The 23,706-nt window shown below is 32.2% G+C and carries 21 protein-coding genes, 1 tRNA gene, 1 other RNA gene, 1 pseudogene and 1 riboswitch; of the genes and pseudogenes, 15 read left to right on the forward strand and 9 right to left on the reverse strand.

What is annotated here, in order from left to right:
• A pseudogene (locus AS157_RS08585) lies at window positions 1-222 on the reverse strand (hypothetical protein); the annotation flags it as partial.
• Window positions 223-338: 116 nt separating this feature from the next.
• On the opposite strand from AS157_RS08585, the gene AS157_RS08590 reads away from it, so the two are divergent.
• Together AS157_RS08590 and ssrA are read left to right on the forward strand one after the other, a co-directional pair.
• Window positions 339-426: transfer RNA gene (locus AS157_RS08590), tRNA-Leu, on the forward strand.
• A 58-nt stretch (window positions 427-484) separates the two neighbouring features.
• Window positions 485-843, forward strand: a transfer-messenger RNA (tmRNA) gene (gene ssrA / locus AS157_RS08595).
• Between the two features lie 92 nt (window positions 844-935).
• Here ssrA and AS157_RS08600 read toward each other — a convergent pair.
• The 6 genes from AS157_RS08600 to AS157_RS08625 all read right to left on the reverse strand — a co-directional run bounded on the left by AS157_RS08600 (window position 936) and on the right by AS157_RS08625 (window position 6,134).
• Window positions 936-1,556: a sigma-70 family RNA polymerase sigma factor gene (locus tag AS157_RS08600; RefSeq protein ID WP_077288710.1), complete on the reverse strand. Its 621-nt coding sequence runs from the start codon at window positions 1,554-1,556 to the stop codon at window positions 936-938.
• 6 nt (window positions 1,557-1,562) lie between these two features.
• Window positions 1,563-2,369, reverse strand: coding sequence for an HAD-IIA family hydrolase (locus tag AS157_RS08605; protein ID WP_077288709.1), 807 nt, complete (start codon window positions 2,367-2,369; stop codon window positions 1,563-1,565).
• A gap of 25 nt (window positions 2,370-2,394) precedes the next feature.
• Entirely contained in the window at window positions 2,395-3,372 is a 978-nt protein-coding gene (locus AS157_RS08610; RefSeq protein ID WP_077288708.1) for a FecCD family ABC transporter permease, read from the reverse strand.
• Window positions 3,369-4,250 carry an ABC transporter substrate-binding protein gene (locus AS157_RS08615; protein ID WP_077288707.1) on the reverse strand — a complete coding sequence of 294 codons (882 nt, stop codon included), beginning with the start codon at window positions 4,248-4,250 and terminating at the stop codon, window positions 3,369-3,371. The genes AS157_RS08610 and AS157_RS08615 overlap by 4 nt, the downstream gene beginning before the upstream one ends.
• A gap of 58 nt (window positions 4,251-4,308) precedes the next feature.
• A riboswitch (cobalamin riboswitch) is annotated at window positions 4,309-4,500 on the reverse strand.
• Window positions 4,492-5,544 carry a 1-deoxy-D-xylulose-5-phosphate reductoisomerase gene (locus tag AS157_RS08620; protein ID WP_077288706.1) on the reverse strand — a complete coding sequence of 351 codons (1,053 nt, stop codon included), beginning with the start codon at window positions 5,542-5,544 and terminating at the stop codon, window positions 4,492-4,494. (Overlaps the previous riboswitch by 9 nt.)
• The gene (locus AS157_RS08625) at window positions 5,523-6,134 is read right to left on the reverse strand and encodes a thiamine diphosphokinase (protein WP_077288705.1); all 612 of its coding nucleotides are present in this window, start codon (window positions 6,132-6,134) and stop codon (window positions 5,523-5,525) included. The genes AS157_RS08620 and AS157_RS08625 overlap by 22 nt, the downstream gene beginning before the upstream one ends.
• 56 nt (window positions 6,135-6,190) lie before the next feature.
• Here AS157_RS08625 and AS157_RS08630 point away from each other — a divergent pair, with 56 nt between their 5' ends.
• The 8 genes from AS157_RS08630 (at window position 6,191) to ltaE (ending at window position 14,146) form a co-directional block, all read left to right on the forward strand.
• Window positions 6,191-6,868 carry an ABC transporter ATP-binding protein gene (locus AS157_RS08630; protein WP_077288704.1) on the forward strand — a complete coding sequence of 226 codons (678 nt, stop codon included), beginning with the start codon at window positions 6,191-6,193 and terminating at the stop codon, window positions 6,866-6,868.
• 2 nt (window positions 6,869-6,870) lie between these two features.
• On the forward strand, window positions 6,871-9,192 hold the full coding sequence (recG, locus tag AS157_RS08635; protein ID WP_143611734.1) for an ATP-dependent DNA helicase RecG: 2,322 nt from the start codon (window positions 6,871-6,873) through the stop codon (window positions 9,190-9,192).
• Window positions 9,193-9,202: 10 nt separating this feature from the next.
• Complete coding sequence (gene lipS2 / locus AS157_RS08640) at window positions 9,203-10,093, forward strand: LipS2 family lipoyl synthase (RefSeq protein ID WP_077288703.1); 891 nt, start codon at window positions 9,203-9,205, stop codon at window positions 10,091-10,093.
• Window positions 10,090-10,644 (forward strand): cysteine hydrolase family protein, encoded by a 555-nt coding sequence (locus AS157_RS08645; RefSeq protein WP_077288702.1) that lies wholly within the window; start codon window positions 10,090-10,092, stop codon window positions 10,642-10,644. Before lipS2 ends, AS157_RS08645 begins: the two co-directional genes overlap by 4 nt.
• Window positions 10,629-11,414, forward strand: a complete 786-nt coding sequence (locus AS157_RS08650) for an NAD(P)/FAD-dependent oxidoreductase (protein ID WP_077288701.1) — start codon at window positions 10,629-10,631, stop codon at window positions 11,412-11,414. Before AS157_RS08645 ends, AS157_RS08650 begins: the two co-directional genes overlap by 16 nt.
• On the forward strand, window positions 11,411-12,349 hold the full coding sequence (locus AS157_RS08655) for a radical SAM protein (protein ID WP_077288700.1): 939 nt from the start codon (window positions 11,411-11,413) through the stop codon (window positions 12,347-12,349). The genes AS157_RS08650 and AS157_RS08655 overlap by 4 nt, the downstream gene beginning before the upstream one ends.
• A 35-nt stretch (window positions 12,350-12,384) precedes the next feature.
• Window positions 12,385-13,068: a hypothetical protein gene (locus AS157_RS08660; RefSeq protein WP_075665272.1), complete on the forward strand. Its 684-nt coding sequence runs from the start codon at window positions 12,385-12,387 to the stop codon at window positions 13,066-13,068.
• Between the two features lie 64 nt (window positions 13,069-13,132).
• Entirely contained in the window at window positions 13,133-14,146 is a 1,014-nt protein-coding gene (gene ltaE, locus AS157_RS08665) for a low-specificity L-threonine aldolase (protein WP_077288699.1), read from the forward strand.
• A 27-nt stretch (window positions 14,147-14,173) separates the two neighbouring features.
• Here the strand turns inward: ltaE and AS157_RS08670 are convergent, their stop codons facing one another.
• Both AS157_RS08670 and AS157_RS08675 read right to left on the reverse strand, forming a co-directional pair.
• Window positions 14,174-15,100 carry a magnesium transporter CorA family protein gene (locus AS157_RS08670; RefSeq protein ID WP_214495032.1) on the reverse strand — a complete coding sequence of 309 codons (927 nt, stop codon included), beginning with the start codon at window positions 15,098-15,100 and terminating at the stop codon, window positions 14,174-14,176.
• Between the two features lie 271 nt (window positions 15,101-15,371).
• Window positions 15,372-15,833 carry a metallophosphoesterase gene (locus AS157_RS08675; RefSeq protein WP_255373649.1) on the reverse strand — a complete coding sequence of 154 codons (462 nt, stop codon included), beginning with the start codon at window positions 15,831-15,833 and terminating at the stop codon, window positions 15,372-15,374.
• A 110-nt stretch (window positions 15,834-15,943) separates the two neighbouring features.
• On the opposite strand from AS157_RS08675, the gene AS157_RS08680 reads away from it, so the two are divergent.
• The 5 genes from AS157_RS08680 (at window position 15,944) to AS157_RS08700 (ending at window position 23,604) form a co-directional block, all read left to right on the forward strand.
• The gene (locus AS157_RS08680; protein WP_077288697.1) at window positions 15,944-18,172 is read left to right on the forward strand and encodes a CehA/McbA family metallohydrolase; all 2,229 of its coding nucleotides are present in this window, start codon (window positions 15,944-15,946) and stop codon (window positions 18,170-18,172) included.
• A gap of 71 nt (window positions 18,173-18,243) precedes the next feature.
• Window positions 18,244-20,700 (forward strand): ATP-dependent Clp protease ATP-binding subunit, encoded by a 2,457-nt coding sequence (locus AS157_RS08685; protein WP_077288696.1) that lies wholly within the window; start codon window positions 18,244-18,246, stop codon window positions 20,698-20,700.
• Window positions 20,693-22,015 (forward strand): DNA repair protein RadA, encoded by a 1,323-nt coding sequence (radA, locus tag AS157_RS08690; RefSeq protein ID WP_077288695.1) that lies wholly within the window; start codon window positions 20,693-20,695, stop codon window positions 22,013-22,015. Before AS157_RS08685 ends, radA begins: the two co-directional genes overlap by 8 nt.
• Window positions 22,016-22,017: 2 nt before the next feature.
• On the forward strand, window positions 22,018-22,884 hold the full coding sequence (locus AS157_RS08695; RefSeq protein WP_077288694.1) for a DegV family protein: 867 nt from the start codon (window positions 22,018-22,020) through the stop codon (window positions 22,882-22,884).
• A gap of 12 nt (window positions 22,885-22,896) precedes the next feature.
• The gene (locus tag AS157_RS08700; protein WP_077288693.1) at window positions 22,897-23,604 is read left to right on the forward strand and encodes a queuosine precursor transporter; all 708 of its coding nucleotides are present in this window, start codon (window positions 22,897-22,899) and stop codon (window positions 23,602-23,604) included.
• The last annotated feature ends 102 nt before the right edge of the window (window positions 23,605-23,706 follow it).

Raw genomic sequence — 23,706 nt, forward strand, 5'->3', positions numbered from 1 at the left:
TCTAAGAGATGGAACTCTCTTAAAGTATAATGCACCCATTTCTAATGTCTCTCTAAACGAAAGAGCAAACAGTTCTTTTAAAACTGCTAAGGAAAGAATTAGTGCGTCTGGGTATTTCTTAGGTCTACCTTTGGAGGTAGATTTTTGAGGAAGTTGTGGTAAAATATTGTTGTAAAATTTTTTAACAAGTTTGAGTATTTTCTTTATGTTAGTTCTTCTCATATCAGGGGAGATTATATCATCTCCCCTTTTATTTTTGAACCACTTCCTCTTATTTTTGAAACACTCCCAAATAATGTTGACGGAATTAATGTTTAATGATATAATGATAATTGCGAGCCGAGGTGGTGGAATAGGCAGACACGCATGGTTGAGGGCCATGTGGGCGTATAGCCCGTGCGGGTTCAAGTCCCGCCCTCGGCACCAGGTCCCCAGAATGGGACCTTTTTTTGAACGAAAAATTACGTTTGAGGTCCCATATTGAGGGGGCGAACTGGTTTCGACGGGGGTGGAATCCTCCGAGAAGCGAGCCGAGTTTTCCGTGTTTCTCGTAAAAAAGCACGGGGAAAAGATAAATGCCAATGAAGAATTAGCATTAGCAGCTTAATTTAAAAAGCTGCCGTCCTACCAGAATTTGACCGGGGTTCTGGCTAGGGCGTGACATAACCGGTCTAGTGGCTTTGAGTATTCCTTCCACTCAAAGCCGCAAAATTAGAGGAAGGATAGGGGTCGAGAAGCCTGTCCGTGGGCGTCTTGGCTCCGAATAAAAAACACGGACTGCGCTCGGAGAAGCTCGGAGGGTTCTGCTTTCGGACGCGGGTTCGATTCCCGCCGCCTCCACCAGATAAGACCGGTTATTTTCCGGTCTTTTTATTTTTTTTTATTAGTTGTGAAAATAATTTTATGAAATGTCTATATTTAGGGGGGAATAAGGGTTAATTAGAGAAAATTTGATCCAGTATGAATTTGTCAATTTTTGTTTTTCCGATCCTTTTAATTTTTTGTACAGTATTATCTATTTTTTTTAAATTTATGTTTAGCTTTTTTTCGATTTCTTTGTATGTGTAGCCTTCCAACCACATTTCAAAAATATCTATTTCCATATCTTTGAGATAGTTCATGATTTTTTCTTTTATTATTTGAATAAATGCGTTTTTTATAACACTTGAGTTCTTATCTTCTAGTGAATAATCTGCTTGTTCTGAGCCTTCTGTTTCATTTAGACTATCTATGCTCGATGATTCTGAAAGGATTTTATTTTTTCTTCTATTTAGATATGTTATAAAAGTTTTAATTTCGCTTTCTATACTTCTCCATGCAAAGGAATTAAAAGAACTTTTTTCAAAGTCAAAGTAAAAAACGGCTTTGATAAGTCCGATAAGACCATTTTGGATTATGTCTTCAAATTCTGCCCATGGAGCATAATATTTTGATGATATTTTTACGACCATTGGATAATACTTTTCAATTATCAATTCTAATGCTTCAATTAATCCGCTTTGTGCAAGTTCAACTAATTTTTCAACTCTTTTCATCCTAAGATTGTATTTTATCACTTTTTATCACCTGATGTGTTGTGAAATTTCACCGATATCCTTTGCAATTATATCAGGTTTTATATTTGTAATATCACTTTCTTTAGCCTCTCCAGTTAGAACCAAAATAGTTAAAACACCTGCTCTTTTTCCCAATAATATATCGGTGTATAATCTATCACCGATAACACAAGTTTCTTCCTTTACTACGTTATTTTTTTTCATTATCATTTCTAAAATTAAAGGATCTGGTTTTCCAAAAACAATATCCGGTTTTTTTCCTGTTGCTTTGGTTATTACACTTGCTATTGCCCCTGTATCTGGTATTGGGCCAATGCTTGATGGACAGTTTAAATCTGGATTTGTTAATACAAAGAGTTTACCTTTAGAGACGTAGGAAGAAGCTTTAGCAAGTTTTTCGTAATTAAGGGTGTTATCAAAAGTTACAATTACAACTTCAGGGTCTAAAGTTTCCACGACTGTATGTCCTGCTTTTTCAAAAATATTTTTTATTTCATTATTTCCCACAATGAAAACTTTTTTAGGGCCAAATTTGTCAAAGAGATATTCGGCAGTTTCGATACCTGCTGTGAAAATTTGATTTTCTGTTATAGATAGCCCATTTTTTGAAAATTCTTTTATATAAGATTCTATAGATTTGTTCGAGTTGTTTGTTAGGAAGACAAAATTTTTATTTAGTTTTTTTGTTTTTTCTGCAAAAGCTATTGAGCCTGGTAATAAATTTCCACTAAGTGAAAATGTACCGTCGATATCTAAAACAAATAACTTTACCTTTTTTAGTTTTTCTAAGGCATTTTTTGATATTAATTTCATGTAATCACCTCAATAGAATTATACATTATTTTTTAGTTTTTAAAAGGATAAACATAAGTGGTGCACCAATAAAAGAAGTGATAACACCTATTGGAATCTCAATAGGTGAGGCAATTGTTCTAGCGATTGTATCTGAAATAGAGAGGAATATTCCACCAAGTAATGCACTACCCATTAAGCTGTATTTATGTTTGGGGCCTGTCAAAATCCTTGCAGCATGAGGAATTATCAATCCCACAAAACCTATGATTCCAGTTTTTGATACTATGACAGAAATTGAAAAAGAACCTAGTAGATAAAAAAACCACTTGATTTTTTCAGTTTCAACACCAAGAAGTTTTGCTTCTTCTTCACCTAATGCTATAGCATCTAATTCTTTGTTTTTTATATATCCAGATAAAAAAAGAATAATTAGTGCAGAAAATGGAAGGATAAGATCATCCAATGTTATTCCTGAAAGACTTCCAAACAACCAAATATGGGCACTTGTAAGAGTTTTTCTCGATAGACTAATTAACAATATAGTAGCGGAAGAAAAGATTGTACTTATTAAAACACCGGATAAAATAAGATGCGTTATAGGGATTATATTTTTTCTTTTTGCGAGGAGGATGGTAAGAAGTGAGGCTATTATGGAAAATAAAAAAGAGAAAAAGTTTACGCTGAATACTTTATTGAGTGAAACTGCAGCGTATATTGCAAGTACTGCGCCAAATCCCGCACCAGAAGATGTACCAATAAGGTATGGATCAACTAATGGATTTTTCATTATTGTTTGAAAAATATTTCCTACTAAAGCTAATATTGAACCAGAAATTATTCCCATTAAAATTCTGGGGAATCTTACATTCCATATTAAAAATTTAATTCTTTCATTTGGAGCATTGAATATATAAGAAACTGGTAATTTGACACTACCTATTGAAAGATTTAAGAATAAAATTAAAAGAAAGAAAACTGGAAGGATAATCCTCCCAGTTTTAGGATTAAAAAATTTTTTCATTTATTTCCTCCGTAAAAGAAATTATAGAATATATCAAGGTATTTTACTATATTTGGTGAGATTGAGCTAATATCATTTCCATCAATAACTAATACTTTCTCATTTTTAACGGCTTTTAAAGATGAAAAGAGTTTATTTCCCTTTATCTTTTCTTTTATTTGATTTGGATCACCGTATCCTGCTATTATTATTATATCTGGGTTGTTTATAGTTAAAAATTCCCAATTTACAGAGAACCAACCGTTATTTCCTGTGTATGGTGCACAGATATTTACTCCGCCAGCAATAGTAATGAGTTCGTTTATGTAAGAGCCCGTTCCTGCAGTCCATAAATCTTTTGTTTCATCGTTGGGTACTGTAATTGTAAAGAATACCTTTGGCCTTTCATTAAGTGGAATTTTTGCAGTTTTTGTACCATAATCTTTCAATTTTGATAAAATTTCATCTTTTATCATTTTTGCTTCTTTTTCCTTGCCAAATACACTTCCAAGTAACATTACGTCTCTTGCTACATCATTTAAAGAAACAGGATTAAGCACCAATGTTTTTATTCCAAATTTTTCTAATTTTTCAACTTCTGGAAGTTGAAACCCGCCAAAGATAATCACAACATCTGGGTTTAAAGACAAAATTTTTTCAATGTTTAAAGGTACCATATTTCCAATCTTTTCTGCGTTAAAGCTATCCCAATCTGTAACTCCAACTATTTTTTTGTCTAATCCAAGTTTTAATAAAAATTTAGTTGAACTTGGTGCTGCAGAAACGACTTTTTCAGGTGTTTTTTCAAAGACAACCAATCTTCCTGCGTCATCCACAATAGAAATTGAGAATGCAATAAAGCTAAGAACAACTAAAAACAAAACCCCTAGTTTTTTCATATCTTCACCTCCTGGGTATATTTAAAAGAAATTGACCACCTTTAGGGACCGTAAAGGTGGTTTTCTTCTTCTAAAAAAAGGTATCCCGACTCCCGGTTCATCCTACTTTCAGCGCCTTCCCAGGTCTTCCCCAGTGGCATTTATGCTGATTTCGTCCCCGGTTACGGTGGCGTCCCCGTGCCGGATTTTCACCGGCTTCCCTTTTTTTAGAAGAAAGGTATTTCACATAAATTATAACACATCAAAAATTATTTGCAATTTGCCTTGCAAGTTTGTCTACTTCAAAAACATCTTCTAAATCCCTTATTTTGCCATTTATTTTTTCACAGGTGTTTATAACTATCTTTGAGATTTTGTGAAACTTTATTTTATTTTCCAAAAACATATTTACTGCGACTTCATCTGCGGCGTTAAATGCTATTCTTTTTGCAAGATCTTTAATAATTTTTTTACCATAAAAAAATGCGGGGTATTTTTCTTCACTTACCTCTGAGAAAATAAAATTTTCCCCTTTAAACTTTGGCCAATTTAGGTTTATATACATTCTCTTTGGATAAGTCAGTGCATATGAAATTGGTATTTTCATATCAGGGAATCCAAAATGTATTTTTACTGTACCGTCTTTCAAGAAAACTGCACCATGAACTGTGCCCGTGGGGTGTATTAATACATCTATTGTGTCTAATTCAAATAATTCGTATGCTTCAATTACTTCAAAGGCTTTATTTATCATAGTTGATGAGTCGACTGTTATTTTTTGTCCCATATTCCATACAGGGTGTTTTAATATTTCTTTTGGAGTGAGGTTCTCTATGTTATCATATTCTCTTATTGCACCACCTGATGCGGTTATTAATATTTTTTCTACGTTTTCATCAAAAATCTGAAAGATGGCAGAATGCTCGCTATCAACGGGTATTAATTCTACATCTTTACAAGCTTTTTTTAACAATGGTCCTGTACAAACTAAGGCCTCTTTTGTGGCAAGAGCAAGTCTTTTTGTGAATTTAATAGCCTTGAATGTAGATATAACACCATTAAACCCAGGAATTGCCGCAACAACTATATCTGGGGTTGTTTTTTCCAAAAGTTCCTCTATGGAAGAGACATTTGATAATACTTGGGAGTAATAAAAATTTACATTGTATTCTTTTACAATTTTTTCCCCAAGTTTTTTATTTTTCCCAAATACAACTCCAGTTACCTTATATCCTTTTAGTTTTTTTATTACGTCTAATGTTTGAGTGCCAATTGAACCTGTAGCACCTAAAATCACAACGGTTTTTTCAACCATCTAAAATAAATCACCTCTCCTTCAAAAACTTGTACTTTTATATTTTTAGAACTAGTTTCATTACTAATTCCAATGGGATTTTCTATGTTCATTTTTCCATCAAATGCGTATTTGAAACCATCTAGTTTGAGTTTTGCATTACAAATTGGAATAAAAGACCAAATTTCTCCTATTTTCACGTTTTTTTCAAATGTATTTTTGATAATGGAACATTCTAATTTTTCGGATCTTAACAAAATTTTTGTGTCAAATTTTTTCATCAATCCAAATAAAGCAAGTATCATATCAAGTCTTTCGCCAAAAAAATTTAATATTTCGATTTCGTCGTATCCATTTTCAACTGCGTATTTAATTGCTATTTCACAGTCCGTTTCATCTTTTTCTTTTGGGTATTCAATGATTTCAACGTTATTTTGTTTGAAATATTCCAAAGTATCATTATCCAAAGAATCTAAGTCTCCTATGATGACATTTGGAAGAATACCCCTTTCCTTTAAAACTTTTGCTCCTCCATCTGCTGCAATTATTATGTCCGAGTTAATGTACAATGTTTCTTTTGCGTTTCCATTTAATATTATTGTTGCTTTCACGTTATCCCTCCCATGTTATAATATTACATGAGAAATTATAACATGGAGTGAAGAAAATGATTGTTAAAGCAAAAAAATTAACAAAATTATATGGAAAAAATGAAAAAATAGAAGCTTTAAAAGGCGTAGATTTGGAGATAGAAGAAGGAGAAATAGTTGCAATTTTAGGGCCTTCCGGATGTGGAAAAACGACTCTTTTAAATTGTCTTTCCGGGCTTGATAAGCCCACCTCAGGAAGTGTGGAAGTTCTTGGAGAAGATCTTGTGAAAATGAATGAAGATAAGAAAACTGTTTTTCGTTCCAAATATATGGGATTTATATTCCAATTTTTTAATTTGATTCCGGTATTAAACGCTGTTGAAAATGTTGAACTTCCACTTTTGCTCTCGAAAAAATTAAGTACACGGGAGATAAGAAAGAAAGCGCTTGAATGGCTTGAAAGATTGCATATTGACCATAGGGCATATGCATACCCCAGTGAGATGTCTGGTGGTGAACAACAGAGAATTGCAATTGCGCGTGCACTAATAAATAATCCCAAAATAGTGTGGGCAGATGAGCCTACAGGGGCGTTAGATACAGAAAACAGTGAAGAAATTATGGAAATCATATTGGATATGAACAGACAGTTAGGTACAACTTTTGTCATAGTAACCCACGATCCAAACGTTGCCAAAAAAGCTCATAGGATAATTAAGATGGATAGTGGAAAGATAGTATCAACGGGAGGGTAAAATTGTATATTCCATTTTTAATCGAGGAATTTTTGGATTATGCGGAAAATATAAAAGATTTTGAAGAATTAATTGAATTTTTTGAAGAGAACATAAAAAAAATAGATGATCCTCTTGTGAACATTTCTGAAGTTTCAAATAGACTTCAGGAATTTTATGATTATATAACTGCTATGAAAAAATTGCCAAAAGAGCGAATAGAAAAACGTATGAGCTATGTTCCTGGGATGATAAAAAGATTTAAGAAAATGTATTTGGTATATAAAGTAGAAAAGCTCGAAAATTTAAAATCACTTGAGATGTCTGCAAAATATTTAAAAGGTGTGGGTCCAAAAAGGGCTGAAAAATTAAAAAAATTGGGAATAAATACCGTGGAAGATTTGATAAATTATTTCCCTCGTGATTATGAAGATAGAAGAAAAGTAATTCCGCTTTCCATAATTAAAGAAGATGAAAAAATAGTTACTACCGGGATTTTAACTTCAGTTGAAAAAATAAAAAAAAGTGGTGTTTCAATAGTTAGTGCTGTTTTGGCAGATGGAATGTATCAAATTCTTTTAAAATGGTTTAATCAAGATTTTATGGAAAATATCTTAAAGACTTTTTTGCGCAAAAAAGTGTATGTCTTTGGAACTGTAAAAAAAGGCTTTTACGGTGCTCTTGAAATACACAATCCAGAAATTGAGATGGTAAAAAGTTCAAAAAGGGAAATTGTTCCTATTTATTCGCTTACCGAAGGGATAAAGCAACATGTCATTCGAAAGGTTGTTAAAGAAAACCTTTATAACATTTATAATTATAAAGAAGTTATACCTGAAGATATAAGGGGAAAAAGGGAGTTATTAGATATACATCAAGCATATACAGGTATGCACATTCCAAGGAGTGTATACCATCAAAAAATGGCACGATTTAGACTGGCATACGAAGAGTTGTTGTATTTACAGATTGCTTTTTTATTAACAAAAAAGGAAAGTGAATTTGTTGGAGGAATCTCGAAGAATTTTTATGGAATTTACTCTTCAAAATTATTAGAAGAACTCCCGTTTAAATTAACCAAGGCGCAATTAAAAGCGTATAAAGAAATACAAGAGGATTTGAGATCTAATAAACCTATGAATAGGTTGCTGCAGGGAGATGTAGGTTCTGGAAAAACTATAGTTTCAGAGCTTGCTATTTTGGATAACTTTGAAGCAGGATTTCAATCTGCGGTAATGGTGCCAACATCGATTCTAGCTATACAAAATTACAAAAAGATATATGACCATCTATCAAAATTTAAAATAAAAGTAGCATTGCTTTTAGGAGCAACTTCCAGTTTGGAAAAAAATAGAATAAAGCAAATGTTAAAAGATGGAGATATAGATGTAATAGTTGGAACACATGCGCTTATACAAGAGGATGTACATTTTAAAAATTTAGGATTGGTGGTAATTGATGAGCAACATAGATTTGGTGTAAAACAAAGAAAAGAACTTATTACCAAAGGAAAACTAGTGGATACGTTAGTTATGACTGCAACGCCTATTCCAAGGACCCTTTCCCTTTCTGTTTATGGAGATTTAGATGTATCTATAATTGATGAAATGCCAAAAGGAAGAAAACCTATAAAGACATTTGTGGTTCATCAAACAAAAATAGAAGATGTGTATAAATTTGTTGTGCAAGAAATTGAAAATGGTGGGCAAGCGTATATAGTATATCCTTTAATTGATGAATCAGAAAAGCTTTCCGTAAAAGCGGCGGTTACTATGTATAAAAGATTGAAAGATGAAATCTTTAAAAATATTCCTATTGCATTGATTCATGGTAAGATGAGCGATTTTGAAAAAGATGAAACAATGTATAAGTTTTCAAAAGGTGAGATAAAAATCCTTGTTTCAACAAGTGTTATTGAAGTGGGAATAGATGTACCTCAAGCTACTGTAATTGTAATTGAAAATGCGGAAAGGTTTGGACTTGCACAACTTCACCAACTTCGAGGAAGAGTGGGAAGAGGAGATAAACAATCTTATTGTTTTCTTACTGTGGGAAATGTTTCAAGAGAAACTTTGGAAAGGTTGAACTTTTTTGCATCAACAAACAATGGATTTAAAATTTCAGAATATGATTTAAAATTAAGGGGACCGGGAGAGTTTTTAGGAGTAAAACAACATGGACTTCCTGAATTTAAAGTAGCAGATATAGTAAATGATATAGATATTATTGTAAAGGCAAGGGAAGATGCAAAGTATATAGTGGAAAATATGGATGCATACAGAAAATTGATAGAGCATGTAAAGACATTGTATAGGGAAAGAATAGAATTTTTAGATGTTAGTTGAGGTGAATAATATGATATTGAGAGCATCTTATGGAACACTAGGTCTTTTGGGGTATGTAAAGAAAAAAATTGAGATGGATACAGCCTATTTTATGCTTGATGGTAGGTGTGCTTTTGATTGTGGATTTTGTTCCCATGCACGAAGTGTGGATGTGGATAATAAGTTTTTATCTAGAGTTGTTTGGAAAAAGGTTTCAAGTAATGATTTGAAAAATATAAATGTAAAGCGAATATGTTTGCAGGTTGTAAGTTATAGAGGATATAGAAAGGATTTAGAAGAAATTTTAAAGATTTTAAAGGGAAAAGTAATTTCTGTTTCCGTAAGAGCTCTAACTTTAGAAGAAATAGATAGTTATTTTTCGCTTGGAATTGATTCAATTGGTTTATCGGTTGATGTGGTTAATGAAAGGTTATTTAGTAAGATTAGAGGAGGAGATTTTAAGAAGTTAATGGATTTAATAAAGAGTGCTGCAAAAAAATATCCTGGTAGAATAACCACTCATGTTATTGTTGGAATGGGAGAAAGTGATAAAGAATTGATTGATTTCTTTTATAACATGAAAAATTTTGGCGTAAATGTTGCATTATTTGCGTTTACTCCGATAAAAGGGACTAAGTTAGAAGATAAAATACCTCCAGATAGAAATAGGTATAGAAAGATTCAATTGGCAAGGTATTTAATTTTTGAAAAGGAAGTTTCAATGGATACTTTTGTGTTTAAAGGAAATATGTTGGAAAAGATAAATTATAGATACGAAGAAAATTTGGGAAGGGCCTTTTTAACATCAGGATGTAAACATTGCACAAGGCCTTACTATAACGAAAAGCCAGGAGATATCCCATATAATTTCTTTAAGTATAATAAAGATTTGGAAAATACGGTAAAGGAGTTATTAGAATGAATTTTTATAAAGAGCGAAAAAAACATCCTCTCATTTTAAATAGACCTGCTTTGTTAATTATAGATGTTCAAAGCTATTTTTTTGATGAAAAAAGCCCGGCTTATTTGAGCGGGATTGAAAACATTTTTGAAAATATAGAGAAGTTAGTAGATAAATTTAAAGAAAAAGGATATCCCATTGTTTCAACATTGCACGTGGGAGCTTCGGAGAATATGAGAAGATGGTGGGGAAATGTAGTGGAGAGTATAGACCCATATTTTGTTGTGGAAAAAATAGTAAAAAAAGATACATATGATGCATTCTATAAAACGGATTTGGAGGATTATTTAAAAAAAGAAAGTATAACTGATTTGATAATAACTGGAGTTATGACACATCTTTGTTGTGAAACAACGGCTAGAAGTGGGTTTGTAAGAGGATTTAATATTGTTATGGTAGAAGATGCGCTTTGGGATAAAAATGAATTTTATCATTTTTCGTCGTTGAAATCACTAGCTCATGGATTTGCAATTATTTCCTCAACGGAGGAAATTTTATGCGCGTTGGAATAGTGGGGGGAGGCCCTGCGGGGATTTCTGCTGCAGTTTTTTTAAAAAGATATGGGATAGATTGTACAATTTTTGAAAAGAAGCAACTTGGTGGAATGTTAATTAATGCTTGGAGAGTGGAAAATATTCCCATCTTTAAACCAGCATCTGGGAAAGATATTGTAAAAAATATGGTATCATTTTTAAATTTATATAAAGTTGAAGTTATTAAAGATGAAGTCGTTATAGTAGAAGAGAACAAGATAATTACCAAAAAAGACAATTATTTTTTCGATGAAATAATAATTGCCACTGGAACTGTACCAAATAGAATAAAGGAATTTGAAAATGATAAGGTTGTGTATGAGTATAGAGATCTTCCAAAGTCTAAAAATTTGGCAATCTATGGAGCAGGTGATGTGGCATTTGATGGTGCAATTAGGGCAAGACTTCAAGGGAAAAACGTTGTTTTATTTTCTAGAAGTAAAAAAATTAAAGCATTGCCAAGACTTTATAATATAGCAAAATCTCTTAAAATTAAGATGCGTTTGGGTGAAAAAATTGAAGAAGTTTTAAATTTTAATGACTTTATTAAAATAAGGACAAAAGAAAATATTTATCGTTTTGATGCACTTTTACTTGCAATAGGGCGAAAGATAGATTTGTCTTTTTTAAGAGCAAAGAATGTCCATCTGATAGGTGATGTTGCGCATCCAAATTACAGACAAGCATCAATTGCAGTAGGTGATGGTATTATGGTAGGAATGAAGATTTTGAGGAGGGATGGGTGTTGAAAATATTAAAGAGATTTGGTAATGAAAAAGTTGCATATGTATACCTTGCAAAGACTTCAAAGGGAAACATTGTGGAATTTGTGGAATCTATACAACCTCCAATACCAAGGGATGAAAAGTGGGTGTTGATAGTTTCCACATTAAACGGTTGTCCAGTAGGTTGTTTAATGTGCGATGCTGGGGGATTTTACAATGGAAAGTTGTCGAAGGAAGAAATAATTGAGCAAATATTATTTTTGGTAGATACAAGGTATGGTAGAAATGTGCCTGTTAAAAAATTTAAAATTCAATTTGCAAGAATGGGAGAGCCCGCTCTAAATGAAGGTGTATTGGATGTCTTAGAAGAACTCCCTGGTATTTTAAACGCACCTGGATTAATGCCATCTATTTCAACAGTTGCACCAGTGGGGACTGATGAATTTTTTGAAAGATTATTTAGATTAAAAGAAAAACACTATAGAGGTCGTTTTCAGTTGCAGTTTTCTATTCATTCAACAGATTTAAAACAACGCGATAAAATTATTCCCATTAGAAAGTGGGATTTCGAAAAAATTGCAGAATACGGAAAAATGTTTGTAAAATCAGAGGATAGAAAAGTCACATTGAATTTTGCGCTTGCAAAGCAGAATATAGTTGATCCAGATGTGATAATCAAATACTTTGATAAAGAGAAGTTTTTAATAAAAATTACGCCTTTAAATCCCACTTATTCTGCTACAAAGAATAGATTAGAGTCAGATATTGATCTTGATACTTTTATGCCCGTTAATCACAAGTGTTTTGTAGATAAACTAAAAAACAATGGATATGATGTTATAGTGAGTATTGGGGAGTTGGAGGAGAATAAAATAGGTAGTAATTGCGGTCAGTATGTACAAAAACATTTGATGGAAAATGAGCAATTAAAATATGGATATGATTTTGTAATTAAATAACTTAATGTTATAATATTTTCTGAGGAGGTGATACCATGGAAAACAACATGTTGTTGTGGATAGGTGTGGGTGTTTTAGCTGCAGCGTTGGTTGTTGGAGCTATATTCTTTTTATTACCAAAAGATAGATATATTGAAGCACAAGGAATTAGGATATGGAAATTACCTAAAGAAGCAGAAAATGTTCAAGTAAGTTATTCATACGAAGCAAAAGTTGCGCAACTTGCACGTGAAGGGAGACTTTTCCTTTTTGAAGGAGTAAATGTTGGTGGCGGAGTAAATATGTCAATTGCCGAAAATGCAGCAAGAACGCAAGCTTTGGGTAAAATTGCGGAATTTTTAAATGCAAAAGTTGAGACCTTTAGAAAAGTTGTTGAAGGACAATTACAAAGTGTACAGACAAATAACAACGAAGAAAAAGCAAGTCAACAGCTTGTTGAGGCAGCCGTTAGTGCTTATAAAGGAATTACTAAGGTTATGGCAAATGCTATTGTCAGTGGAGCTTTAAAATATGCAAGTTGGGAAGTAAGAAAGGGAAATATTGTTGAATTACACGTTTTGTATTTCTACGATCCAACAAATCTGCTATCAATCCTTGAATCTCAAGCACTTGTAAGTCAAACAGTGGGAAAATTGGGGAAACAAGGAGTAGACTTCTTCAAAGCATTGAATTCCGTTCTTGATGAGGCGTCGAAAGGTACGCCATTGGAAGGAGAATAATTTTAAATTAAATGTTTATATGGCCGAGGAATTCCTCGGCCTTTTTTGATAAGGAGGTGTTCTAATGTACATAGATTTAAGAAGTGATACAGTAACAAAACCTACAGAAGAAATGAGAAAGGCAATGGCATACGCAGAAGTTGGAGATGATGTATATATGGATGATCCAACGGTAAACAAGCTTGAAAAGTTATGTGCAGATATATTGGGAAAAGAAGCTTCCTTGTTTGTTCCAAGTGGTACTTTTGCAAATCAACTTGCTTTGTTTACCCATTGTCAAAGAGGAGACGAGGTTATTATCGGTGACGACTATCATATAGTCCAGCATGAAGCAGGGGCTGCTGCGGTAATTGCAGGTGTGCAGCTAAGAACAGTTGAGACAAAAAAAGGTGCAATGATTCCTGAAGTTTTAGAGAGTAAGATAAGGAAGGTTAAAGATATACACTATCCCAGAACAGGATTGATTTGTCTTGAAAATGCCCATTCAAACGGGAATATAATACCTTTGGATAACTTTAAAAAAATAAGAGAAATAGCAGGAAATATTCCTATTCATCTAGATGGAGCAAGATTGTTTAATGCGTCAACCTTTTTAAAGGTGGAACCAAAAGAAATTGCAAAATATGCTGATTCTATAAATATCTGTCTTTCAAAAGGGTTGTGTGCACCTGTTGGTTCACTTTTGATTGGAAATAAGGAGTTTATTGAAAGGGCAAGAAAAAAGCGTAAAATAATGGGCGGTGGTATGCGGCAAGTGGGAATATTAGCTGCGGCGGGTATTGTTGCATTGGAAAAAATGCGTTTCAGATTGGAAGAGGATCATGAAAATGCAAGGTATTTGGCGAGAAGGTTGAGTGATTTTGCCTTTATAGAAATTGTCGAAAAGGTTGAAATAAACATGGTATTTTTCAAGATTGATAAGAATTTTTCCACAAATGAATTTATTGAGTATCTTTTAAAAAACAACATAAAAATAAACCCGCCAGAGGACGGAGTGTTTAGGTTTGTTACACATTATTGGATAAAAAGAGAGGATATTGATTATGTTGTAGAAACCATGACAAAGTTTTTCAATTAATCTCCTTTCAGCTTGGCTGAAAGGAGATTATAACCATTTTTTCTTTTTAAACCAAACAAGTATGAGTGCCACAGTTCCAATGGACCATATGATTATATATAGATAAGCCAAGGGATTGTGCTGGATTGGTAATTTCACGTTCATGCCGTAGAAACTTGTTATTATTGTCGGAATCTGCATTAATATAGTAACAACTGTTAATATTTTCATGACGATATTTAAATTATTTGAAATAACAGAGGCATATGAATCCATCATCCCTGCCAAGATGTCACTGTATATATTTGAAACCTCTATTGCTTGCCTGTTTTCGATAATGGCATCTTCTAAAACATCTTTATCCTCTTCATAAATTTTTATAATATTTCCCCTAAGTAATTTTTCCATCATTATTTCATTTGATCTTAGTGAAGTAGTAAAATATACTAAACTTTTTTCAAGGTACATCATTTCTTCAAGCTCTTTGTTTTTCATTGATCTATGCAATTCTTCTTCAATAATGCTAATGGTTTTATTTATTTCTTTTAAATATGCGAGAAAAACCTTTGCATTTAAGAGGAAAATTTGAAAGATCATGCGGCTCTTTTTGTTGATATCAAATTTACTATTTTTAATCATATGTTCTATAAATTCCACGGGTTCTTTCGAAGAAAAAATGGTATAATTTTTTCCAATAATTATACCAACTGATACGGTACGATAAGGAATCTTTGAACTACTATCGAACTTTTTGGGGATTTTTAGGATTATTAATACGGTATCTTCATCTACTTCAATACGTGCCCTTTCATCGTCATCAAGTGAGTCGTATACAAAATCTGGATCAAATTGCAATAAACTTGAAAGCATATGAATCTCATCAGCGGAAGGATCAATAACTTTGATTAGAGAGTTTTCAACGAATTTTTCAACTTCCACAATTTTGTTTTCTTTTGTGGTGTAAAATTTTACCATTTTTATTACCTCCTCTATATATTTTTTACGGTGGTCGTGGCAAAGGTTCATCTGAGTAACTGCAACTGAAACTATCACTACTCATTACCTTTTCACCTCCTATATATTGGTCTTTCTAAATTATATCACTTTTCATTAATCTGTATTATTTTTTCTTTAAAACTTAATTTGTTGTTTTCAAAATTTAAAAAATTAAAAGATTTCTTTTCATGAGAGAATTTAATCTTGAAAAATTATTTTGTCAATTTTAAAGCATTCACATTTTAGTATCTCAAATGTTTAAAATTTCATATTTTTTTGTCAAAGGTTCTAAAATAACAGCAGTTGCCTTTCCTGTGAGCCAACCAGATGATTCTCCAGGATTGATTATAAGTGTGTTGTTGTATTTTTCCGCTAGTAATTCATGAGTATGACCAAAGAATACAAAATCATATAAATTGCTATTTTTTGCTGCATTTAACGCGTATGGCTCGTGCATTATCAATATTTTAAAATTATTAAGTGTTATTTCATATGGTCCTGGTTTTATTCTATAATTTGATTTTTGAGATAACAGTAATTTTTCCCCATCGTTATTCCCAAAAACACCGTAAAATTGTCCTTTTAAAAAGTACGGTAGTATAAATGGTGCAACAAAATCGCCACAGTGAAAGACTGCTTCAATTGAATATTTGGAAATAATTTTCTCTATTTCCTTTGCCTTTGTTAAATTATCATGCGAATCACTTAAGATAAGTCACATATTATCCCTCCTTTACAATATTGTAGCATAATTTTTTTTTTATATTCCAAAATTAGGTTATAATTATTTAACAAGGAAAAATAAAATTTTGAGGTGAGACTATGAAAAAGATAGTAGTATTGTTTTTGGTTTTAGCTACGTTTTTTTCATTTGCAAATATATATTACGGTAATTTACATGCACATACTTCTTATTCAGATGGAAAGTTATTGCCTGAAGATGCGTATAATTATGCGAAAAGTTATGTTGATGTTCAGGCTGTAACTGATCATGCGTATTATTTTACTCAGTTAATAGATGGGAAGACTAAACCTTTTTTGACTAAAAAGGCGGCTGAGAATGCAACAATAGAAGGGGAGTTTATTGCACTACAAGGTTTTGAATGGACTTCTGGAATAGGCCATATTAATGTTTATGAATCTTTAGAATGGGTTGACAGAAATAATGTGCCTTCTGCAGAAGATTTTTACAAGTGGATAATCAAACACAAGAAGTTGGGACAGTTTAACCATCCTATCAAGGTTTTTGGGAACTTTAATGATTTTGAATATTATCCAGAAGCGGATAAATATATGAATTTAATTGAAGTGGGAAATGGAAATTGGAAACAAGGAGATGTTATTAGTAATGAAATGTTAAAAAATTATAATTTGGCCTTAAATAAGGGATGGCATTTAAGTGCGACTGTTGGTCAAGATAATCACAAGGCAAATTGGGGGAGTGCAAATGAAGGAAGAACAGGTATTATTTCGAATACTTTAACATATGAAGATGTAATGGAAGCACTTTGGAGTAGACATACATTTGGTACTGAGGATAAAAACGTGAAGGTTTCATTTAGTTATAAAAATTATATTATGGGAGATATTGTAGAAAGTCCAGATGAAGTGATTTTACATTTCAGGTATAAAGATGATGATGTGTTGACTTATTTTGCGATTGTATCACAAAGTGGTACAATTGTTAGTGCGTTTCCAAATTTAGATGACTTTGCAACAGATGTTAAAATTAAGATACCAGATGGTTATGAATGGTACTATGTCTATGCAAAACAGTCTGATGATGATGAAATTGTAACTGCACCAATATTTTTTCAAAAGAGTAGCGATGTTTACGTAAACAATTGTAATTATTTTAATGGAAAATTATCTTTTGATATTTACAATACAATTCCTAAAGAAAAGAATGTACATTTGGAAATCAAGGTTAATGATAAATTATCGTATTCTGAAGATGTTTTACTAAATGCTTATGAGAATAGACATAAAATTTTAGATTTAGAGTTATCATCTGGAAGCAATAAAGTAGAGTTTTACGTGGATGGGATCTTTATTCAATCACTTAAAGTATTTATAAAAAGTTATAAAAAGACTGTTGTAATAGATACTTTGCATGAAAATGATCATTTGGATTATTTAAAAAAGTTTGCAGAAATGCTTAGAAAAAATGGATACAAGGTTTTATATCCAAAGAGATTCTTGAATAATCTTGAGAATGTTGATGTGGTGATTATTTCTACACCAAAAATTGACGGATTCGATTTTTCAAAAGATCTTTTAAGTCCAGAACTAAAAGCTTTAAAGGAATTTAAAGGGAAGATAATTTTAATAAAGGGAAGCGATGAAAATTATTTTGAAATATACAGGAAACTTTTAAATGCTACGGTAATGAACTTAGAGGATTTAGGTGAATATTTTGGCGTCTTTTCGAATGTTTCTAAAAGGGTTTTAATAGATATTGGGCATGGAAATGATTATGGAAAAGAAAAATTGACAAAATTTGAATCTTTTTTAAAAGAGAAGGGCTTTGAAGTAGAATATATCCAAAAGATTAATAAAAGTGGTGATATTTTAGTAATTCAAAATGGTAAAGGCTATACACAAGATGAACTTTATAACATAAAAATGTTTATTCAAAATGGCGGAAAAATTATTATAACTTCAAAGAGTGATTTTAGAAATGGTGGAAATACTGAAACTTTAAACGAAATTTTAGAATATTTGGGTTCAAGTATAAGATTTAATGATGATCAAGTTCTCGATGAGGTTAATAATTATGGAGCAAAGTATAAAATCTTGGCAAATGGTGTAAGATTTTACAGCCCTTGTTCTTTAATAGTAGGTGATAATACCATAGTATTAATTTCTTCAGATACGGCGTATAATGAAGATAGCGATGGAAATGGTGATGCCAAAATCGTGAAAAGAATTGTACTTGCTGCAAAAGAAGTAATTGGGAATGGAGAAGTAATTGTTTTAGGGAAATCCATTTTTTCAGATTATGATTTTGAGTACAACAAGGTATTTGTTGAAAATATATTATCAAATTAATAAAAATTGATATTTTCGTTTATTTAAGGTATAATTTAAGTGAGGTGCGGACAGAAAGGAAGGTGAAATATATGTTTGATAAGTTTTCGGAAGAGTCCGCCGAGGTTTTTGTAACAGCTCAAGAAGAAGCAAAAGAATTAGGACATTCATATGTTGGGACGGAACATTTGTTGCTTGCAATTTTAAAATTGAATGATAAAAGATTAAGGAAAATATTAGAAGGATATGGAATTTCTTATTCGAAGATTAGAAATGAAATAATTTCAATAGTTGGTATGGGAATGAGGGGATTTATAATGTCTCCTCAGATGACTCCTAGAGCAAAGAGAGTTACCGAGATAGCTTATGAAGAAGCAAAAGATATGGGTGATGATAAGATAAGACCTTTTCATCTCTTTTTGGGTATTTTAAAAGAAGGAGAAGGTATAGCGGTACATATTTTAAGAAAAATGGGAATTAATATTCAACAATTAAGAAGGGAGTTATCTGGAAATATGACGGATGAGGAATCAGATTATTTGGATTTGGAAAATGAAATTGTTAAAAGAACAAGACAACTTGAAGGGTTTGGTGTTAATCTTACAGCTTTAGCGTTGAAAGGAGAACTTGATCCGGTAATAGGTAGAGATTTGGAAATTGAGAGAGTTATGCAAGTACTTGTTAGGAGGAAGAAAAACAATCCCGTATTGATTGGGGAACCAGGTGTTGGAAAATCGGCAATTGTTGAGGGACTTGCTCAAAGAATAGTTGCAGGTGAGGTTCCAGAACCTTTAAAGGGAAAAACTATTTTTTCTTTGGATGTGGCATCTCTTGTTGCAGGGACAAAATATCGTGGCGAGTTTGAAAAGAGGATGAAAAAACTTTTGCAAGTTTTGAAAAATGAAAAGGATATAATATTGTTTATAGATGAGATTCATATGATTGTAGGTGCAGGCTCTGCAGAAGGGGCCGTTGATGCGGCAAATATATTAAAACCTGCACTTGCAAGAGGTGAAGTAAAGTGTATTGGGGCAACTACTCCAGATGAGTACAGAATGTTTATTGAAAAAGATGCGGCTCTTGAAAGAAGATTTCAAAAGATTTACGTTCAAGAACCATCTGCACAGATGACAATTGAAATATTAAGAGGGTTAAAGCCAAAATATGAGTTGCATCACAAAGTAAAATACACTGATGAAGCACTAGAAGCGGCGGTGTATTTATCACAAAGATATATTAGTGATCACTTCTTGCCTGATAAGGCTATAGATGTTATAGATGAAGCTGGAGCACGTGCAAGGTTAAAGGCGTTTGTTATGCCGAATGATTTGTATATTTATAAAAATAAAATTGAGAATATTAAACTTCAAAAGGAAATAGCAGTGGCAAACCAAAATTACGAGGAAGCGGCAAAATTAAAAGAGGAAGAACAGCAATTGAAATTAGAGTATACTAGAAAGTACGAAGAGTGGAAGGAAAAAGTAGAAACCAGTGTCATAGTAGTAGATGTTCAAGATATTGAAGAAGTTGTGTCAAATTGGACAGGTATTCCTTTAAAGAAACTTGAAGAAGAAGAAAGCGAAAAGTTATTAAAGCTTGAAGAAGCACTTCACAATAGAGTGGTAGGTCAAGATGAAGCTGTAAAGGCAATTGCTAGATCTATAAGACGTGCTCGCAGTGGTTTGAAAGATCCAAGAAGACCAGTTGGCGTTTTCTTGTTTCTTGGACCTACTGGGGTAGGAAAAACTGAACTTGCAAAGACGTTAGCTGAATATTTGTTTGGGGATGAAAAGGCGTTAATAAGGTTTGATATGAGTGAGTATATGGAAAAGTTCTCAGTTTCTAGGTTAATAGGTGCGCCTCCGGGTTATGTGGGTTACGAAGAAGGAGGTACTCTTACGGAGAAGGTAAGAAGAAGACCATTTTCGGTTATTTTATTTGACGAGATTGAGAAAGCACATCCAGATGTATTTAATTTGTTACTGCAAATAATGGATGATGGAAGACTAACAGATTCTCAGGGGCACATCGTAGATTTTAGAAACGCAATAATTATAATGACTAGTAATATTGGAGGAGCCCAAATAGTTTCAGGTAAAAAATCTTTAGGATTTGTAGACAGTGAAGATTTAAATGCGGAATTTAGTGAAATGAAATCCAAGGTTATTGAAGAAGTAAAGAAAACATTTAGACCGGAATTTTTAAATAGAATAGATGAAATTGTAGTATTCCACAAGCTAACTGAAAAGCACATTAGAGAAATTATAGATATTTTGTTGAAAGATATTAGAAGTAGGTTAGAATCAAAAGGATTGAAACTTGAATTAACAAAAAGTGCAAAAGACTTTTTGGTACAGGAAGGATATGAACCGGCATATGGTGCAAGACCTTTGAAGAGAACTATTCAAAGATATATAGAGGATCCTCTATCAGAGGAATTGTTAAAGGGAAAATTTAAGGAAAATGACATTATTTTATGTTCATATGAAAGAGGAAAAATTGTATTTAAGAAAAAGAGAGAAAAGAAGGTAAAGGTAAAGAATGAGTAAAGCCAAAAAAGTATATGTTTGCGACAGTTGTGGGTATGAATCACCAAAATGGTTTGGTAGATGTCCCGTTTGTAATGCTTGGGATAGTGCAAAGGAATTTGAAGTGAAAGAAAAAATAAATGCGGGGAAAGAGTCCCGCATTTTTTTGCTTAGTGATGATTTAAATATTTTGAAGATTGAAAGAATTAGAACAAGTAAAGAAGAATTGGATGGATTGTTTGGTGGGGGAATTGTACCAGGACAAGTTATTCTCTTAGGTGGGGAGCCTGGTGTTGGAAAAAGTACGCTTGCACTTCAAATTAGTTATTTAATTTCAAAAGTTGGAAAGGTTTTGTACGTCAGTGGTGAAGAAAGCATAGAACAAATTGCCCTAAGATCTAAAAGGTTAAATGTGAAAAATGAAAGTTTGTATGTTACTACTGATAATGAACTAGAATCTATTTTTGTGAATATAGAAAAAATTTCTCCTATATTTATCGTGTTTGATTCTATACAAACTATTTTTTCAAATAAAGTTGAAGGTGTTCCAGGTGGAATTTTGCAGTTAAGGACTGTTGTAGAGAAAATCAGAAAGTACTCAAAGGAAAGAAAAATTTCCGTTTTATTGATTGCGCATGTAAACAAAGAAGGTAATATAGCTGGTCCTAAATTAGTTGAACATATAGTGGATACCGTTATTTATTTTGAGGGGGAAAAAACAACGGATTTTCGTATATTAAGAGTTTTAAAAAATAGATTTGGACCTAGTGGGGAAATAGCCGTTTTTCAAATGAAGAGTACGGGTCTTGAAGAATTGAAAAATAAGGTTTTTATTGAAGAGAGTGAAATGCCGGGAAATATTATTTCTTGTTTGTATGAGGGAACAAAACCTATTTTGGTTCAGATTCAAAGCCTTGTATCAAGAGATAAAATAGCTACTTCAAGAAGGATTTCACATGGGGTTGATGTAAGAAAGTTGATAATATTAAGTGCAGTAATTTCAAAACATTTAAATTTGCCAATAGATGCACATGATATTTATTTAAATGTATCAGGTGGTATTAAAATTACAGATCCGGCAAGTGATCTTGCAATTGCTGCTTCTATACTATCTTCGTTATTTAATAAATATTTGGGTAAAATGGTGGTTATTGGAGAGGTAGGTTTGGATGGTAGTGTTAGAAAAGTACGGGATTTGGCAAAAAGAATTGAAAATGCAAAAAAAGCTGGATTTGAAAGATTTATAATTCCTTATGATGAAAATATTAAAGATGATAAAATATTAAAGGTTAGAAATATTAAAGAATTGTATAGAAAGATTTTAGAGGAGGGATAAATATGAAAACAAAGATTATCTTAGATAGCACATCTGATATTCCGGAAAGTTGGCTTGAAAAGTATGATATTGAAATTATACCGCTACATATTAATTGGACAAATGGTGAAAGCGAACCAGATGATACAAGAAATGAAAAAGAATTGAGAAAATTTTACGAAAAACTTTCAAACGCACAAGAATTGCCAAAAACATCTCAACCATCAATTGTGCAATTTCAAAATGCATATACAAGAGCAATAAAAGAAGGATATGAAGGGATTTTGGTTTTAACAATATCTACAAAAATATCAGGTACATACAATTCAGCATTGCTTGCATCTCAAGAATTTGATATACCAATAAAGGTTATAGATACAAGAATGGCATCTTCAATTATTTCCAACATGGCAAGATATGCAAGGGAATTGCTAGATGCTGGTCTGGATTTAGAAGAAGTTGAAAAGAAAATTCTTGATGCAAGAAAAAATAAGAAGTTTCATGCGATCTTTTTTGTATCTGATTTTAATTCATTGGTGAAAGGTGGAAGGGTTAGTAGATTTTCTGGGTTTGTCGGGAATTTACTGAAGATAAAAGTTGGTATTTATATTAGCGATGATGGTGAATTAATACCTTTTGATAAGGTTAGAGGGTATAAAAAGGCTTATAATATGATTTTGACTAAGATGGAGGAAGAAGGAATAAAAATAGGAAAAAAGATTGGTTTAACGGGTATACATTGCGATGGAGAAGAACATGTTGATGAAATGTACAAGCTAATAAAAGAAAGATACCAAGTAGTTTATTTTGATAAATCGAGTACTGGAAAGGTAATTTCGACACACGTGGGAATTGGAATGGCTGGTTTTGGAATAGAAATATTAGAATAAGGAGGTATTTTGGTGAGTAACGAAATTCTTTGGATAGTATTGATGGTTGCTAACTTTTCCGGTATATTAATTTTTTACAAGTATTTTGGTAAGACTGGATTGTTTATTTGGACTACTTTGGCAACTATTATTGCAAATATCCAAGTTATTAAGACGGTAGAGTTATTTGGATTTGTTGCAACATTGGGGAATATAGTTTACGGAACTACCTTTTTGGTTACTGATATCCTTTCCGAAAATTATGGGAAAAAGGAAGCAAGAAAGGCAGTGTTGGTTGGTTTTTTAAGTTTAATTACAATGACAATAATGATGCAAATTGCATTGTTGTTTAAACCAGATGCATCTGATTTTTCACAAGAAGCGTTGGTTACCATTTTTTCTTTTATGCCAAGAATAGTTATTGCATCACTTTCTGCATATTGGCTTTCGCAAATGCACGATATCTGGGCCTTTCATATATGGAAAAAGAAATTTCCTCAAACAAAATATCTATGGATAAGAAATAATTTATCAACAATGATTTCACAGCTTATTGATAGTTTTGTGTTTTGTTTTATAGCGTTTTGGAACGTTTATGAGTTAAATGTGTTCTGGAGTATTTTATGGACAACATATTTTTTCAAATGGATAGTAGCGGCTGCTGACACTCCATTTTTATATATAGCAAAGTTTTTATTTGATAAAGGAAAGATTAATGAATTAGTAAAAAACAAAGGATAAATTAACTAAAATTTTACTAAAAGATATGTTGACAAAGCAAAGAGTATATGGCAAAATAAATAATGGTCTTTGTAAAAAAGATGAGTTGGGGACGTGGTGAAG

This window comes from Thermosipho sp. 1244, assembly GCF_018588215.1.
GTDB classification, from domain to species: Bacteria; Thermotogota; Thermotogae; order Thermotogales; family Fervidobacteriaceae; genus Thermosipho; species Thermosipho affectus.